This is a genomic window from Lachnospiraceae bacterium (assembly GCA_025758065.1).
Taxonomy (GTDB): domain Bacteria; phylum Bacillota; class Clostridia; order Lachnospirales; family Lachnospiraceae; genus Enterocloster.
Genome location: CP107199.1, coordinates 816990 through 832865, shown reverse-complemented (window position 1 = coordinate 832865; position 15876 = coordinate 816990). Strand labels below are relative to the sequence as shown.

At 42.4% G+C, this 15876-nt stretch carries 15 protein-coding genes; 12 read left to right on the top strand and 3 right to left on the bottom strand.

Annotation, left to right across the window (positions count from 1 at the left end):
• Position 1: 1 nt before the first annotated feature.
• The 3 genes from OGM16_03820 to OGM16_03810 all read left to right on the top strand — a co-directional run bounded on the left by OGM16_03820 (position 2) and on the right by OGM16_03810 (position 2574).
• Positions 2-727 carry a phosphatase gene (locus OGM16_03820; protein ID UYJ47409.1) on the top strand — a complete coding sequence of 242 codons (726 nt, stop codon included), beginning with the start codon at positions 2-4 and terminating at the stop codon, positions 725-727.
• Positions 724-1539 (top strand): metallophosphoesterase, encoded by an 816-nt coding sequence (locus OGM16_03815; GenBank protein UYJ47408.1) that lies wholly within the window; start codon positions 724-726, stop codon positions 1537-1539. Before OGM16_03820 ends, OGM16_03815 begins: the two co-directional genes overlap by 4 nt.
• Before the next feature lie 132 nt (positions 1540-1671).
• A complete protein-coding gene (locus OGM16_03810; GenBank protein ID UYJ47407.1) occupies positions 1672-2574 on the top strand; it encodes a ribokinase in 903 nt (300 codons plus the stop codon).
• Between the two features lie 107 nt (positions 2575-2681).
• On the opposite strand, the gene OGM16_03805 is transcribed toward OGM16_03810, so the two are convergent.
• Together OGM16_03805 and OGM16_03800 are read right to left on the bottom strand one after the other, a co-directional pair.
• The gene (locus OGM16_03805; GenBank protein UYJ47406.1) at positions 2682-3404 is read right to left on the bottom strand and encodes a gamma-glutamyl-gamma-aminobutyrate hydrolase family protein; all 723 of its coding nucleotides are present in this window, start codon (positions 3402-3404) and stop codon (positions 2682-2684) included.
• Positions 3405-3560: 156 nt separating this feature from the next.
• Positions 3561-3728 carry a 4Fe-4S binding protein gene (locus OGM16_03800; protein ID UYJ47405.1) on the bottom strand — a complete coding sequence of 56 codons (168 nt, stop codon included), beginning with the start codon at positions 3726-3728 and terminating at the stop codon, positions 3561-3563.
• A gap of 316 nt (positions 3729-4044) precedes the next feature.
• On the opposite strand from OGM16_03800, the gene OGM16_03795 reads away from it, so the two are divergent.
• The 3 genes from OGM16_03795 to OGM16_03785 all read left to right on the top strand — a co-directional run bounded on the left by OGM16_03795 (position 4045) and on the right by OGM16_03785 (position 6279).
• Positions 4045-4245, top strand: a complete 201-nt coding sequence (locus OGM16_03795) for a DUF1858 domain-containing protein (protein UYJ47404.1) — start codon at positions 4045-4047, stop codon at positions 4243-4245.
• A gap of 239 nt (positions 4246-4484) precedes the next feature.
• A complete protein-coding gene (gene uxuA / locus OGM16_03790; GenBank protein UYJ47403.1) occupies positions 4485-5567 on the top strand; it encodes a mannonate dehydratase in 1083 nt (360 codons plus the stop codon).
• Between the two features lie 34 nt (positions 5568-5601).
• Positions 5602-6279, top strand: a complete 678-nt coding sequence (locus OGM16_03785; GenBank protein ID UYJ47402.1) for a GntR family transcriptional regulator — start codon at positions 5602-5604, stop codon at positions 6277-6279.
• Positions 6280-6520: 241 nt separating this feature from the next.
• Here the strand turns inward: OGM16_03785 and OGM16_03780 are convergent, their stop codons facing one another.
• A complete protein-coding gene (locus OGM16_03780; GenBank protein ID UYJ47401.1) occupies positions 6521-7270 on the bottom strand; it encodes an adaptor protein MecA in 750 nt (249 codons plus the stop codon).
• A 419-nt stretch (positions 7271-7689) separates the two neighbouring features.
• On the opposite strand from OGM16_03780, the gene OGM16_03775 reads away from it, so the two are divergent.
• The 6 genes from OGM16_03775 (at position 7690) to OGM16_03750 (ending at position 15831) form a co-directional block, all read left to right on the top strand.
• Positions 7690-9447: an IS1634 family transposase gene (locus OGM16_03775; protein UYJ47400.1), complete on the top strand. Its 1758-nt coding sequence runs from the start codon at positions 7690-7692 to the stop codon at positions 9445-9447.
• A 377-nt stretch (positions 9448-9824) separates the two neighbouring features.
• Positions 9825-11246, top strand: coding sequence for a serine/threonine protein kinase (locus tag OGM16_03770; protein ID UYJ48388.1), 1422 nt, complete (start codon positions 9825-9827; stop codon positions 11244-11246).
• On the top strand, positions 11216-11809 hold the full coding sequence (locus tag OGM16_03765) for a hypothetical protein (protein ID UYJ47399.1): 594 nt from the start codon (positions 11216-11218) through the stop codon (positions 11807-11809). Before OGM16_03770 ends, OGM16_03765 begins: the two co-directional genes overlap by 31 nt.
• Before the next feature lie 102 nt (positions 11810-11911).
• Complete coding sequence (locus tag OGM16_03760; GenBank protein UYJ47398.1) at positions 11912-12202, top strand: hypothetical protein; 291 nt, start codon at positions 11912-11914, stop codon at positions 12200-12202.
• Between the two features lie 378 nt (positions 12203-12580).
• A complete protein-coding gene (locus OGM16_03755) occupies positions 12581-14293 on the top strand; it encodes a glycosyl hydrolase family 18 protein (GenBank protein UYJ47397.1) in 1713 nt (570 codons plus the stop codon).
• Between the two features lie 38 nt (positions 14294-14331).
• Positions 14332-15831 (top strand): metallophosphoesterase, encoded by a 1500-nt coding sequence (locus OGM16_03750; protein UYJ47396.1) that lies wholly within the window; start codon positions 14332-14334, stop codon positions 15829-15831.
• The last annotated feature ends 45 nt before the right edge of the window (positions 15832-15876 follow it).

The following is a 15876-nucleotide window of genomic DNA, read 5'->3' as shown; positions in this document are numbered from 1 at the left end:
TATGAAGTTGAAAGTTGACTCACATACACATACACTGGCCAGTGCCCATGCATACAGCACGATCCTGGAAAATGCACAGGCAGCAGCGAAGCAGGATCTGGAACTGCTTTGTATTACAGATCATGCTCCTGCTCTGCCAGATTCTCCGGACCGGTTCCATTTTATGAACTATAATGTTCTGGACCGTGAACTTTTTGGGGTGCAGATGCTTTATGGGGTAGAACTGAATATCCTGGACCGCGAAGGCAATATTGATCTTCCAGAGGACCTTTTAAAAAGACAGGACATAGTGATCGCAAGTTATCATACCGTGTGTACACCGGCAGGAAGTAAGGCAGAAAATACCCGGGCTTACCTGAAAGCTATGGAAAATCCCTATGTACAGATCATTGGTCATCCGGAAGACGGATATATTCCAGTAGATTTTGAAGAGCTTGTCCTGGCTGCAAAAGAAAACAAAGTACTGTTAGAGGTTAATAATAATTCTCTTAAAAATGCATATTTCCGGCTGAATACCAGGGAAAATCTCATGGAGATCTTAGGTCTGTGTGAGAAACATGGTGTGGAAATATCCACTGGAACGGATGCTCATTTTGCGACAGCAGTGGGATACTTTGATAAAGTGACAGACCTTTTAGAAGAGATCCATTTCCCAGAAGAGCTGATCGCTAATACAGATGCAGATAAATTTTTGCGTTTGATCCACAGAAAAGGGGGATGCAGGTGAAACTGTTGCATATTTCGGATCTGCATTACCGGATGCAATATAAAAGCAGCAATAAGGCTTTTGCCTATGATTCTATTTTCCCAAATATGGTTCCGCCAATGCAGCAGTTAGATATCTGCCTTCAGAAAATGGGGGAGAAAGAACGGGAACAGCTTTCAGCAGTCCTGATCTCCGGGGATATGACAGAATATGGTACGCAGGAGGATTATAAGCAGCTGCACACAGAAATAGAAAAGCGTTTTCCAGATATTCCCATTATTGTTACACCAGGAAACCACGATGAGCGCCAGACCTTTCAGAAAGGCTGGCTTGGCTGGGAGACAGTAAAAGATGAACCCTATTGCTACATCCGGCGTCTGGGCTCTGTAAGTATTCTTTCAATGGATAATTCATATCCGGGAAGCGCAGACGGAAAAATTGGCTGGTATCAATGTGACTGGCTGAAAAAAGCTTTAGAAAGTGAAAAAGGGCAGGCGATCCTGCTTATGACCCATCATCACCTGCTGCCTCGGCAGGCAGAATTTCCGGCATGTGAAGTAACAGAAGGATTTAATGAAATTTTACGAAGGTCGTCCATATCCATGATCCTTTGTGGCCATACTCATCAGTTATATCGTGGTTTTTATGAAAATATCCCTTACAGGACGGCTATGAGTCTGTCTTTTGTGGGAGAAGACCAGGAGCAGAGAGTATGTATGCGGGGATCCTGCGGATACAGCCTTTATGAATTTGATAATAATAATGGGATATTGATCAGAGAACGTCACGAGGCCCTGGGAACACAGGAAATTCTGGGATACGTGAAGTTTTAGGGTAAATGATTCCGGGCGTTTATAAAAACATACTTGCAGAAGTTTAAAATACTAAATGCTGCAAGTATGTTTTTTTGGTATAATACCCCTTGTGGGAGAATGTAAAAACATTATGTGAAAAGGGGAATTTACATGAAAATATTAAACTTTGGTTCATTAAACATCGACTATGTATACAACGTAGACCATTTTGTCCAGAAAGGCGAGACTATCTCATCCAGCCAGATGAATATTTTCAGCGGCGGAAAAGGTTTAAACCAGTCTGTTGCCTTGGGACGCGCCGGGGCAAAAGTTTTTCACGCAGGACGGATCGGAAAAGATGGAGAATTTCTGGTAGAGCAGTTAAAAGAAGCAGGTGTAAACACAGATCTGGTAGTCGTAGACGAAGATTGTTCCACAGGCCATGCCATTATCCAGAATGATGCAGAGGGAGATAACTGTATTCTTCTCTATGGCGGAGCCAACCAGAGGATAACAAAAGAACAGATTGACGCTGCATTAGAACAGTTCGATGCAGGAGATTATTTAGTCTTACAGAACGAGATCAGTAATCTGCCTTATCTGATGGAAAAAGCAGCAGAAAAACAGATGAAGATCGTGTTAAATCCGTCCCCAATGGATGAAAAAATAAAAGCGCTCCCTTTGGACAAGGTAACGCTGTTCTTTGTAAATGAGATCGAAGCAGCCCAGATCTTAGGGCAGAAAGAACTGGAGAGTACAGAAAAGGCTGTGGGAGCTTTCAGGGCTATGTTCCCACAGGCTGCAGTCGTCCTTACTTTAGGTTTCCAGGGCTCTGTTTATATTGATAAAGACCAGGTGATCCCACAAAAGTGCTACAAAGTAAAAGCCGTAGATACCACAGCTGCAGGCGATACTTTTACTGGTTTCTTCGTATCCGCCATCAGCAAGGGCAAAAGCCCAAAAGAGGCACTGGACCTGGCATCAAGAGCGTCTGCAATTGCAGTGTCAAGACCAGGGGCAGCGCCCTCTGTACCGACTTTGGATGAAGTTGAGAACTGGGAATTTGCGGAGTAAGCAGACTACAGTTACACAATGTGCAAAACCAAGTATCAATTTGTGGATAAAGCAATCATATTGAAGTATATCTGTTGAAAACTGTGGTTTTTACAGCGGAGAAACTATTATTTACAAGCATCCACAAAGGCCTGAAACAGTCCCATAGCAGCCTCATCTCTGTCCCAGAGATATTCCGGATGCCACTGCACGCCCAGGAAGAAATTTGGGTAATCAGGCTTTTCAACAGCCTCGATGATCCCATCTGGAGCAACGGCAGAAGCTATCAATCCCGGTGCCGGAATATGTATACTCTGGTGATGGCAGCTGTTTACGGAAATCTGATTCCTGCCATGGCAGATAGAATGAAGCAGAGTATTCTCTGTAACATTAACACGGTGACAGGGGATATTATAGTAAAATGGCTGTTGGTGGGCGATGGGAAAATCCCGTTCTGTCTGGGAAGAGATATCCTGATACAGGCTTCCGCCAAGGCCTACATTTAACACCTGAATACCGCGGCAGATGCCGAAAACAGGCTTTTTGGCGTTCATGGCAGCTGAGAGAAGACGAAATTCCAGATGATCTCTGGCAGCAGATATATTTCCACATTTTAGATGAGTATCTTCCCCAAAGAGAAATGGATTAATGTCTGGTCCGCCTGTAAAGAGAAAGCCGTCACAAACGTCCATAAACTGCTTAATATCCTCATTACTGCATTCCAATGGAAGCAGGATGGCAAGTCCTCCTGCAGTGGCAATAGCCTTTGGGTAAGTAGAACGGAGGCTGGTATCATTGTTTTCTGTGTTGTGTGAGGGTGTGATGCCGATAATTGGCTTTTTGGGTGTCATAGTTGAAATCCTCTCTTATCTGGATATGATAAGCGCTCTCATATGCGCTTCAGTATCTGTCAGCGCAGACGTTTTGCTGTTTTTTATTATTTGGCATATCAAAAAAAGATGCCACAAAGCATTCGCTTCGTGACATCTTCTTATGTAGCTTAATAATTAGCCTTCGATAGCGCCAGTTGGACAAGCAGCAGCGCAGGTTCCGCAATCGATGCAGGAATCAGCGTCGATAACGTACTTGCCATCTCCTTCAGAGATTGCGCCTACTGGACATTCGCCAGCACAAGTTCCGCAGCTTACACAACCATCAGTAATTACATATGCCATGGTAAAATACCTCCTTATATATTTAGATGTTTCCGGAAAACTCCAAAAACAATCTCTCTTATTGTCCCTTTATTGTAAACGATTCCGGATAATTATTCAAGAGGAAAATACCCCCTAAAGCTGTATAAATTGTACAAATTTGGGAGCAAAATAGTTAGTTAAAACTATCTAAAAAGTCAATAAACATAAGGCTTTACGGGTTTTAGCCATAAACCTCATAAAAGAAATAGGCTTGCCAAAAAATCCAAAATGTATTATGCTGATAAAAGCGTATAGAATAATTACGTACAGTCTATAAAATTAGGAGGAAATACACATGAAGATCGATAAGACAATGCTGATCGGTGAGCTGGTTCACATGGATGAACTGATCCCTCAGATGCTGATGGCAGCAGGAATGCACTGCCTTGGATGCCCATCTTCCCAGGCTGAGTCTCTGGAAGAAGCATGCATGGTTCATGGAATCGACTGCGATGATCTGGTTTCCAAGATGAATGAGATCCTGGCTGACAGATAATATCCACATGACAGAACATGTAAGGGGCAGCAGCCCCATGTAAAAAACCGTCTGTTGTAAAGTATGGGCTGAAAAGCACATTACAACAGGCGGTTTTTGCGTTTTATAAAAGCAATACTCTTGACAATGCAGGGAATTCTTATTATATTAATTACATGATGTAATATATTAGTATATCGAAATACCGTTAAAATAAGTTATAGTCTAACTAAAATAATGATCATCAGGAGGTAAACATTATGGAAATGACACTGCGTTGGTTTGGCGAGGGCGTTGACTCTGTTTCTCTGGAGCAGATCCGTCAGATTCCCGGAGTAAAGGGTGTTATCACTACATTATATGACATTCCTGCAGGAGAAGAATGGCCTATGGAGCGTATTCTTCAGATGAAGGAGCAGGTAGAGGCAAAAGGCCTTAAGGTAATGGGTATTGAAAGCGTAAATATCCACGATGCTATCAAAGTAGGAACACCGGACCGCGAAAAATACATTGCTAATTATATTACCACATTGGAGCGTCTGGGAAAGGCAGATATTCATGTAGTCTGCTACAATTTCATGCCAGTATTTGACTGGACCCGTTCTGATCTGGCAAAGGTACGCCCAGATGGTGCTACTGTTTTAGCATACGATCAGAAAGAGATCGACAAGATTGATCCGGAAAATATGTTTGAGTCTATGGGCGAGAAGTCCAATGGATTTGAGCTTCCAGGCTGGGAGCCGGAGCGTATGGCAAGAATTAAAGAGCTGTTTGAAATGTACAAGGACGTAGATGAAGAAAAATTATTTAACAATCTGGTATATTTCTTAAAAGCCATTCAGCCTGTATGTGAAAAATACGATATCCGCATGGCAATCCATCCAGACGATCCGGCATGGCCTGTTTTCGGTCTTTCCCGTATTATTACTGATAAAGAACACCTTTTAAAGCTGATGAAGGCAGTGGATGCACCATTTAACGGGGTAACACTCTGCACCGGTTCTTTAGGTAGCAATCCGGAAAATGATATCCCGGACATTATCCGTTCCTTAAAAGGCCGTATTCATTTTGCACATGTGCGCAATTTGCAGTATAATGGTTACAGGGATTTCCAGGAAGCAGCCCATCTGTCCGCTGACGGCAGCATGGATATGTATGAGATCATGAAGGCACTGTATGATATCGGCTTTGACGGCATTATCCGTCCAGACCACGGAAGAGCGATCTGGGGTGAGGTTTCTATGCCGGGATATGGTCTGTATGACCGTGCGCTGGGTGCATGTTATCTCAATGGCCTCTGGGAAGCGATTGTAAAGCAGAATGGAAATGTAAACCAGAAATAAGAAATAGAGGCAGGAACAGGAGAAACGGACACGCATGAACGCACAGGGAAGAAGAAAGGGAGAAACAGCCAGAGAATACGCATACCGGATGATAAGAGAGCAGATTATTTCTCTTGGGTTAAAGCCGGGAGAAGCCTTTAATGATATGGAATTTGCGGCTAAGATCGGTGTCAGCCGGACTCCTGTGCGGGAAGCGGTGATCCAGTTAAGCGAAGAGTCACGTATTATAGAAATATTCCCCCAACGTGGTATGCGCATTGCCCTGATCGATGTGGAACTGGTAGAAGAAGCCCGTTTCCTGCGTGTGCTCTTAGAGAAGCAGATAGCAGGAATGTGTTGTGAAATGGCAACAGAAGAAGACATAAAATGGCTGCAGGAAAAGGTAGGATTACAGGAATTTTATATGGAAAATTCACATCCGGAAATGATGATGCAGTTAGATGATGAGATGCACAGGAAACTGTTTATGATCTGTCACAGGGAACTGACTTATGGTATGTGCCAGAAGCTGGCGATCCATTATGACCGCATCCGCAGCCTTTCTGTGAATACTGTAAAAGACCATACGGTTATTGAAGACCACAAAAAGATCATCAGGTTTATTGCCGCCCATGAAAAAGAAAATGCCATGGCACAGATGGAAAAACATCTGAGCCGGTGGCAATTAAATGAAGGGAAATTCCGTCAGGAATTTCCGGATTATTTTAAATAAAGGGGCTGTGAAAAAACATAGCCTGTAAAAAGAGGACCAGGGATTCATAAAGAATCCCAGAGTCCTCTTTTGTTTTACAATGTCCTCTCGGAGTCTTTCCTGCACTTGCCTTTGTGGTCGATTTTTCGCCAGTTGCACCCGAATTTCAGAGGCGGACGCAACGCCAACGCCTCTGAAATTTGGGCACAACTGACAAAAAATCTTCTCACAAAATCAGGTACAGAAAGATTCCGAGAGAACATTACAGATTTTTCAGTTTCTGCAAGGCTTTTTCACCGATCATTACCTCATAATGTTCTTTGTAATAGGCTTCCTTAGCATATTCATTTGGCAGCTTGGCTGCATATTCAGCCAGCACATTGCAGACTCTGGAGAAATCCAGTTCATTGCAGTCTGCATTATTTAATACCAGATAATACTGACGTGTGGATGGCTTCTTATAAAGGGCGTTGTGAATATCGTCACAACTGTTTCCGGCTGCTTTTGCAGCTTCACTGACCTGGTCTAAGCTGTCAAAACGGAAGGTGCGCAGCTGGATCTGGGGAGCTTTTGCCTCGTCTGTTCCAGGAATTTCAGCAGCTGTATCCATATCCGATTTCAGGCCAGCAGGTCCATTTTGCCCCAGAAGTTTTTCCAGATCCCCGGCGCCTTCCAGAAATTCATCTGCCAGCTGGGATAGAAGATTTTCCGATTCTGCTTCCGCAAAAGGTGAAAATTTGGAGAAGCGGGTATCTAACTCTTCCGTATCTTCTACCTTTGTTACAATAAACATAATGCTTTCGGAAGACAACGGAATGGCTTCTACCATTAACGGAATATCTTCCGCCTCAAACCCTACTTCTTTCGCCGCCTGCTGGATCATTTCATGAAACAGGTTTCTGGCCTTTTCAGAGCCATAAGCCAGTTCCGTCAGATTGATTCCCCGTGAGCTTAGATCTAAGCTTGTCAGGGTGCAGCGTATCTGATTGTCATTGATTCGTTCTATTTTCATATAGGATCACTTCCTGTTCTCTTTTGGTTATTCTGTGTGTTTTAAGATATATGTGGTGAAGATAAACTTCTACAATTAAAATATACTACATAATGGGGTGAAATATCAATCAAATCTCAGGATATTTAAAATTTTCTGGTTACAGTCCAGCCATATGCTGGAACTGTAACATTTTCTGTAATGGATGCAACAATTTTTTGAAGAAAAATAGGCGGATTACGAATGCCCGTTTTCCGTCGTAGTACTAGGAAATTTCCGTCGTTTTCTTCTTGTCATTTTTTTATTTCTTTTCCTGCATCTCGATTTTTCCTTTATTTACAGCAAATTTTCAATGCCCTTTTGGGGCTTTTTTTATTGAAAAAATTTTTTTGATATATTATAATAATAGTACTCTATAGCACTTTGTTCGGAGGTCGGTTATGGCATACTATTTAAGAAAAGAGAACAAGAAAAAAGGTACCTATTTGCAGATGTATGAATCTCACTGGGATAAAGAAAAGAAACAGCCGCGTTCAAAAAGTGTCATGGCTTTTGGCTATGTGCACGAGCTCATCTCTGATGAGATCCCCGATCCTGTCGCTTACTACACAGACTTTGTTGCAGAAAAAAACAAAGAATGTGCCGCCGCATTCACAGAGGAAACTCGTCCCCGTGCCTTTGTTGCCCCTGTGGAATATAACCTGGGACAATTTCTTCTGTATACGCTTTTAGAAGAACTCAACGTCAAGGAAGTAATAGACATCCTGGCTGCTCAAATGCGCTTTCAGTTCCGCATATATGATATGATTGCACAGCTTATTTTTTCCAGGATCATCTATCCATGCTCAAAATCCAAAACGGTTTCTTCCGTTTTCCCTCATCTTTACAACAGTTCTCCCATCTCGGAAGATCAAGTTTACGATGGATTATCCTTTATTGGTGGATCTTATAAAAAATATATTGAACTTTTTAACCATTGCTATGAGCAGCATTATCAGAGAGATTTCAGCAATGTTTTTTTCGACTGTACGAATTACTATTTTGAGATTGACCTTCCCTATGAAGATAAACAGAAAGGGCCTTCCAAAGAAAACCGACATGACCCTATTATCGGGCAAGCACTTCTCCTGGATGCAGATCTAGTGCCGGTTGCTATGCAGATGTACCCTGGTAATGAATCTGAAAAGCCGTATATCCGAAAAGTCATCGAAGAAATGAAAAGCCGCTATAAAGTTTCCGGGAAAACAGTACAGGTCGCTGATAAAGGCCTCAACTGCGCCAGAAATATTTATGCTGCCGTGAAAGAAGCCAATGATGGATATATTTTTTCCAAATCCATACACGGCAGAAATTTAAGTGAAAAAGAAAAGAAATGGCTCTTATTGGAAAATGAGCAAAATATATGGAAAGACTACAGGGATAAAGACGGGAATCTCTTATACCGCCTCAAGTCCTGCGTAGATAGCTTTTCCTATCAATTCAAGGAAATTGATCCTGAAACGGGCAGGGATGTGGTAAAAACTTTTTCAGTAAAAGAAAAAAGAATCGTATCTTATAATCCGGCACTGGCTAAAAAACAAAAGGCGGAGATCCAGAAAATGGCGGACAAAGCTGCCAACTATGCTACTTACAAAGCAATGACAAGAGAGGATCTGGGAGATTCTGCAAAATATTTAAAGATTACCAACAAAGATAAGAACGGGAAAAAGATAACTCCTGTGATAGGAATTGATAAAGAGAAGGTTAATGAGGATCTGAAGTATGCAGGATACAACCTTATGGTCACCTCAGAGTTGGATATGGAACCGCTCCAAATCTATCAGACCTACCACAGCTTATGGAAGATTGAAGAATCCTTCCGGATCACAAAGTCTTATCTGGATGCACGCCCGATTTACGTGCACAAAAAAGAAACAATCTATGGGCATTTTTTAATCTGCTACCTTAGCTTGTTTCTTTTAAGAGTGCTTGAGATTAAAGTTTTTAAAAATCAGATTAATTCTTATGATCTGATTGATTTCATACGGGACTTCCGGGTTGTCAATAAAGGAGATGGCTCTTATATTAATATTTCTCGAAACCAGACAGTAAACGAAAAAGTCAAAAAAGCTACTGGCCTGACGAATCTTGATGCTTTGTTTCTCACTGAAAAAGAAATCAACAATCTTTTTCAGAACTGTATCCTCCTGGACTCCTGAGTACTATGTTTTGAGAGAAACGACGGAAGTCAGGTACTACATAATGGGGTGAAATATCAATCAAATCTCAGGATATTTAAAATTTTCTGGTTACAGTCCAGCCATATGCTGGAACTGTAACATTTTCTGTAATGGATGCAACAATTTTTTGAAGAAAAATAGGCGGATTACGAATGCTTTTAAAACTGCAAAAGTGCAAATCTTGACAGAAAAAATAGACATGAAAACATGCATATGACGTACATGTGATATAAGTGTAGTCATTATGTGAACCATGGACAAGTAACAAAATGTAGGATAGAATGGCAGCAAGAGATGATATTGTAACGAAAGAGAGGTGAAAAGGAAGGGAGATCCTGTTTGGAAAATACAGGCTGATACAAGCAGTGGGATCGGGACGCACAGGAACGGTATGGAAAGCAGTCCACCAGGGATTAAATGAATACCGGGCGATCAAATGTGTACCGAAGACTCATAAGGACTACGAAGGATTCCGAAAAGAGGCTCTGATCTTAAAGGAGCTGCGGCATCCGGGGATCCCACTGGTTTATGACATGGAAGAGGACAGCCATTACTTTTATCTTATTGAGGAATATCTTGAAGGCAATTCTCTGTATGACCTGATAAAAGATCAGGGACCATTTCAGGAAAGAGATGCAGTCCGTTATGGAAGGCAGATCTGTTCATTAGTTGAATATTTACATCATTCTTGTGATAAACCCATATTACATTTAGACTTACAACCGAAAAATCTGATGCTTTGGAAAGATACCATGCAGTTGATCGATTTTGATCATGCAGGGGAAGCGGACAGTGCCAGTTTACAAAAAGAACGGTATGGGACCGCAGGCTGTGCAGCGCCTGAGCTATATACTACAGACCAGTCTTTAGACCAGAGAACGGACATTTATGCCATTGGTGCCGTCCTTCACTTTATGCTCTATGGAACCCTGAATGCAGGGGCTGGAACAGACTGCAGAGCAGAGGTATCAAAACCACTCCAGAATGTCATCAGAAAATGCATGGAACCGGACCGGGAAAAGCGGTATGCTTCGGCAAAAGAACTGGAGCAGGCACTGGAAGGTTCTGTGTGGTCCGGGCGTATGGTAAGCGCCCACAAAAAAGCGGTATCATCTCTGAATATTGTGATAACAGGCAGTACACCAGGTGCAGGAGTCACCCATCTGGCTTTTGGACTGTGCACCATCCTTACAAAAATGGGGATAAAAGTCCTTTATGAAGAGAAAAACCAGACAGGTGCATTAAGGAGGATGGCAGAAAAAGAAGGTGTGACACGTATGGACCATTTTGGGATTTACCATATCAGAGGCTGCCAGATGAAGCCATGGTATGGACCGGCCATAAGACTGGAGGAAAAAACAGATGTCCAGGTGATCATAAAAGATTTTGGAACAGACTGGGAAGATGCAGCGCGGGAGTTAAAAGAGGAGAAACATTTTCTGGCAGCAGTGATAAGCGAAAACCTGTGGGAGTACGGGAATGCAAAAAGAATGCTGGAGATCATGAAAATATCCGGAAATAATAAGGAAATACCAGTGTTTTTTATCTGGCGCCACAGGCACAGGAAAAAAGGAGCAGATATGACACTTGGCTGTAGTCCGGTCCTCTTTTGCACACCGGAATATGCAGACCCCTTTCATCCAGGATCGGAAGGTGCCGGTTTTCTAACCTCTCTTTTTAACTGTATACAGGAGCATTGTATACAAAAAACAGCAAAAGATAGGATGGGGGCAAAAAGGAGGTTTCCATGGAGCATACAGCACAGGTTATGGGGATAGCCGGAGCTGGAAGAGGAACAGGTGTGACTCATTTTGTGATCCAGGCGGCTAATTATCTTTGCAGCTGCAGACAGAAAAAGACAGCTATCCTACAGTGGAATCCACAGAAAGATCTGGAAAAAATAAGGGCATTTTTAGGTGCTGGCGGAAAAGAAGACAGCCGTTCTTTTAAGAAGAAAGATCATTTTCGTTTATTGGGTGTGGATTACTATTATGAAGGAGATCCGGCGGTGCTGGCTGCGTGTATGGAAAAAGATTACCAGGAAATACTTATTGATTTTGGAAAAGTCAGGGAAGAGGTTTTTCCGGAATGGCTTCGGTGTACAAAAAAAGTCCTGGTCGCAGACCTGTCAGAATGGAAGCTGGAAGCATTTCTGGGACTATTGGCAGAGAAAGGGGAAAGTGCAAAAGAATGGATCTGTATGACTGCATTTGGCAGCGAGATCATGAAACAGGAGATAGAGCGGCAGTTCCGTATTTCCTTAAAACAGATCCCACTTTCAGCAGATGCATTTTCAGTAGACGTTCAGACCATGGAATGGTTTGCGGATATATTTAAGTAGAAAAGGAGAACAGGCGGTATTTCGTAAGGTCTTACAGGATGTATGTCACAAAAATCTCTTTGGGTGAGAAAAGAGTACCGTTCTGGCATGGGGAATTACAGTATGAAAAGCAAAACGCAAAATGAGGATGCAAGAAACAGGAAAGACTATTTAGAAGGCTTAAGGAGATTCCAAAAACGGGGGATTCCCATCCTCATAGATGGAAAAATATGCCGGGAAGCTGACTGGAACCGTATTTTTGAAGTAGGAGAAGACGGAGGTTTCTATATGGGAGACTACGTCTGTTCAGAGAAAGACGGTTTAAAAGAAATACGTTTCGACAAAGTATACCTTTCTGTGGATGAAAAAAGAGATAGGCAGGTGATAGATGGAATAGGACAAGATATAGAGTAAAACATAAAACATATGGAACAGATTAGAAATTAAAAAATATAGAAAATCAGAAATCATGCTTAGAGTACCCTGTAGACAGCAGTATGAGAAAATAACCATCTCAGCCTGCAAGCGATAATAGCTGTCTATGGGGTATTTGCATGTTTGGTGCATGTTTGGTATTTGCAGAAGATCAAAAAAGCGGGGAGGTGGGATCATGGGTTACAGTTCCTGTGAAAACGCTTGTACAATAAGGTGGAATAATATAAAATGATACTAAACCTGCACACTCAAATCCGCATCCTACGTGATCAGTACAGTTAGGGTGGAACGGACAGACAAATACAGCAATTGATAAAATACAGGCAGAAAATGCATAACACACAAGAGGGCATTCATATGGAAAACAGATCAACAGGACGAAGCAGAAAACGGACCAGAAAGAGAAAAAGAGGCTGCGGGCCGGCGGTGATCGCGAGATTCTTGCTCCTTGCAGCGGTTGGCTGCGGGATAGGATTTTTATATGGAAAATATCTGAAACCAAGTAATGAGATGGCAGACAAGAGGGATGTTTTTCAGGTCAAGGGAGAGCAGGTGACTCTGTTTTTAGACAATGAGCTTCAGGACGAAAAGGGTATTTATGAAGATGGTCAGGTATATCTGCCTGTAGACTGGGTGGATGATCATATAAATCAGAGATTTTACTGGGATGATGGGGAAAAACTTCTGGTTTATGCCCTTCCGGAAGAGATCGTCTATGCAGACGCATCTACAAAAGGTGATGCAGGCCCTCTTTTAAAAGAAAAAGACGGGGAAGCGTATCTGGCTTTAGGGCTTGTGAAAAATTATACGGATATCCGGGAAGAAGCCTTTGCTACCAGCGAGATCAAACGTGTATTTATTGATACTAACTGGGATACATATGAGACAGCTGCACTCCGCCATAAGACCTCTGTCCGTGTAAAAGGCGGCATCCGCAGCGAGATCATTAATACAGAAGAAAAGGGAACCACTGTACAGATCATAGAACAGATGGATAAATGGTCCAAAGTCCGTACAGAAAACGGATATATTGGTTATGTACCAAACAGTCGTTTAAGTAAAATAGAGGAAGAAACACCAGTCAGCGGATTTCAGGCACCTGTGTATACAAACATTTCCCTGGACGGGAAAATACGCCTTGGTTTCCATCAGGTGACCACAAAAGATGCCAATGCAACTCTTGACAAGGTGGCAGATACTGCAAAGGGTATGAACGTGATCGTGCCTACCTGGTTTAATATAACAGATAATGAGGGTAACTATACTTCACTTGCCAGCAAAGAATATGTGGACAAGGCACATGCCCTGGGGATGCAGGTATGGGCTATGTTTGACAATATCAGTACCCAGGAAAGTGTAAAAAATGTAGATTCCAGCAAATTATTTTCTTCCACTGCCACAAGGAAAAAATTGATCCAGAATCTGATGAAAGAGGCAGATACCTATGGTTTTGACGGCTTCAACCTGGACTTTGAAAGCCTGAAATCATCAGCAGGTCCTCATTATGTACAGTTTATCCGTGAAATGTCTGTATCATGCAGACAAAAGGGACTGGTATTATCAGTAGATGACTATGTTCCAGCTGCGTACAGTGCATTTTATAACCGGAAAGAACAGGGAACTGTAGCAGATTACGTGATCGTTATGGGATATGATGAGCATTTCGCAGGGGGTGCTGCAGGTTCTGTTGCTTCACTTTCCTATGTGGAAAATGGCATTACAGATACGCTGGAAGAAGTTCCGAAGGAAAAACTGATCAACAGCGTTCCTTTGTATACAAGAGTATGGACAGAAAAAGACGGAAAGACCACATCAAAGGCTTACGGCATAACAGCAGCACAGAACTGGGTAGAAGAGAACAATGTAGAACTGACCTGGCAGGACAATATTGGCCAGTATTATGGTGAAACAGAAAATGAAAATGGGACTCAGAAGATCTGGATGGAAGAAACGAAGTCACTGGGGCTGAAAAAGGATCTGGTCAATAAGTATGATCTGGCGGGGATCGCCTGTTGGAAACTTGGATTTGAAACAGCGGATATATGGGCTGTTATAAATGATGTAAAGTGATTCCGGGAGAACATATAAAAGAAACAGAGGGATGAAGGATGAAAAAGAAGAAACAGATCATGGCAGCAGCGTTGTTGTCTGTAGTTTGCATGTCTGTAACCGGCTGCAGCCTGTATCAGGGAAATAAAGATAGGCAGCCAGTCAATGCTTCCCAGGCAGAAACAGACACAAAGGAGGAAATAAAACAGCAGCCGTCCGGGAAATCAGAAGAAGAAACAAAGAAGCCTACAGATGCCCATCCGGAAGATATAGAGCCATTTCCCCATGGAGAAAAAGAAACGCAGGCACAGCCTATGAAAAATGGAAAGCGCATTGTCCTTATGACGGATATACACTATCTGGCAGATTCTCTTACAGACAAAGGGGAAGAATTTCAGTACATGGTGGAACATGGGGACGGAAAGCTGACCAATTATGTGTGGGAGATCACAGATGCAGCTTTTGAACAGGCAGAAATGCTAAAGCCGGATGTGATCATTTTAAGTGGTGATCTGACTTTAAACGGGGAAAAAGAAAGCCATAAAGAGCTGGCGAAAAAGCTGGAGCAGGTGGAAAAAGCTGGTGTCCAGGTAGTGGTCATTCCTGGAAACCATGATATCAACAATAAGAGTGCGGCTTCTTTTGACGGACGTTCCAGACAACCGGCCCAGATCATTACTGCCGATGAATTTGCAAAAATCTACAATGATTTTGGCTATGAGGAGGCACTTGACAGAGACCCGGCATCCTTAAGCTATACCTATGATCTGGGACCGGATATGCGCCTTTTGATGTTGGACAGCTGTCAGTACAGTCCAGTTAATAAAGTAGGTGGAATGATAAAAACAGAAACCTATGACTGGATCGATAACCAGCTGGAAAAAGCATGGGAGGACGGTGTGATCCTTCTTCCTGTGGCTCATCATAACCTGCTGGATGAAAGCAAGATCTATGTGGAAGATTGTACCATTGAGCATAGCGAAGAACTGGTAGACCGGCTGGAAGAGGAAGATATACCATTATTTTTAAGCGGACATCTCCATGTACAGCATTATATGAGAGATGAAGAAGACAGAGGGATCTATGAGATCGTTACCAGTTCCCTTTCTACACCGCCATGTCAGTACGGAGTGCTAGAATACCGGGATGATGAAACATTTTCTTATCATACCCAAAAGGTAGATATGGAAAAATGGGCCAGAAAGCATAAAAGCACGGATGAAAATCTGCTGAATTTTAACACCTATGCCCCAGTGGCTTTAAAGACTATTTTTTATAACCAGTCTTATGATGCCATGAAAGATTCTGAGGAAGAAGAAACAGGAGACATTTTTGTTAAACTGACCAAGAGCCAGAAAGAGCAGATGTCAGAGGTGTATGCACAGTTAAATGCAGCCTGCTACGGCGGAAAAGCCTATGAGATTGTCAAAGAGGCCACAGGTACAGCCGCCTATAAAATGTGGCAGGAATACTGCTATCCGATGATATTATTTGAGTATCTGGAATACATTGTGGAAGATGCAGTAAAAGATTACAACTATCTGGAAGCAAATGACTGATCAATAACAGAATAGATTTCGGATGTTTTCTGACTGATTTTAAAT

What these genes read in the sequence shown, in the direction of transcription:
- OGM16_03805 (UYJ47406.1), bottom strand. Translation starts at nt 3,404, where the DNA reads ATGACACCCAAAAAGCCAATTATCGGCATCACACCCTCACACAACACA.
- OGM16_03795 (UYJ47404.1), top strand. Translation starts at nt 4,045, where the DNA reads ATGAAGATCGATAAGACAATGCTGATCGGTGAGCTGGTTCACATGGAT.
- OGM16_03760 (UYJ47398.1), top strand. Translation starts at nt 11,912, where the DNA reads ATGAAAAGCAAAACGCAAAATGAGGATGCAAGAAACAGGAAAGACTAT.
- OGM16_03765 (UYJ47399.1), top strand. Translation starts at nt 11,216, where the DNA reads ATGGAGCATACAGCACAGGTTATGGGGATAGCCGGAGCTGGAAGAGGA.
- uxuA (UYJ47403.1), top strand. Translation starts at nt 4,485, where the DNA reads ATGGAAATGACACTGCGTTGGTTTGGCGAGGGCGTTGACTCTGTTTCT.
- OGM16_03820 (UYJ47409.1), top strand. Translation starts at nt 2, where the DNA reads ATGAAGTTGAAAGTTGACTCACATACACATACACTGGCCAGTGCCCAT.
- OGM16_03800 (UYJ47405.1), bottom strand. Translation starts at nt 3,728, where the DNA reads ATGGCATATGTAATTACTGATGGTTGTGTAAGCTGCGGAACTTGTGCT.
- OGM16_03750 (UYJ47396.1), top strand. Translation starts at nt 14,332, where the DNA reads ATGAAAAAGAAGAAACAGATCATGGCAGCAGCGTTGTTGTCTGTAGTT.
- OGM16_03780 (UYJ47401.1), bottom strand. Translation starts at nt 7,270, where the DNA reads ATGAAAATAGAACGAATCAATGACAATCAGATACGCTGCACCCTGACA.
- OGM16_03810 (UYJ47407.1), top strand. Translation starts at nt 1,672, where the DNA reads ATGAAAATATTAAACTTTGGTTCATTAAACATCGACTATGTATACAAC.
- OGM16_03775 (UYJ47400.1), top strand. Translation starts at nt 7,690, where the DNA reads ATGGCATACTATTTAAGAAAAGAGAACAAGAAAAAAGGTACCTATTTG.
- OGM16_03785 (UYJ47402.1), top strand. Translation starts at nt 5,602, where the DNA reads ATGAACGCACAGGGAAGAAGAAAGGGAGAAACAGCCAGAGAATACGCA.
- OGM16_03755 (UYJ47397.1), top strand. Translation starts at nt 12,581, where the DNA reads ATGGAAAACAGATCAACAGGACGAAGCAGAAAACGGACCAGAAAGAGA.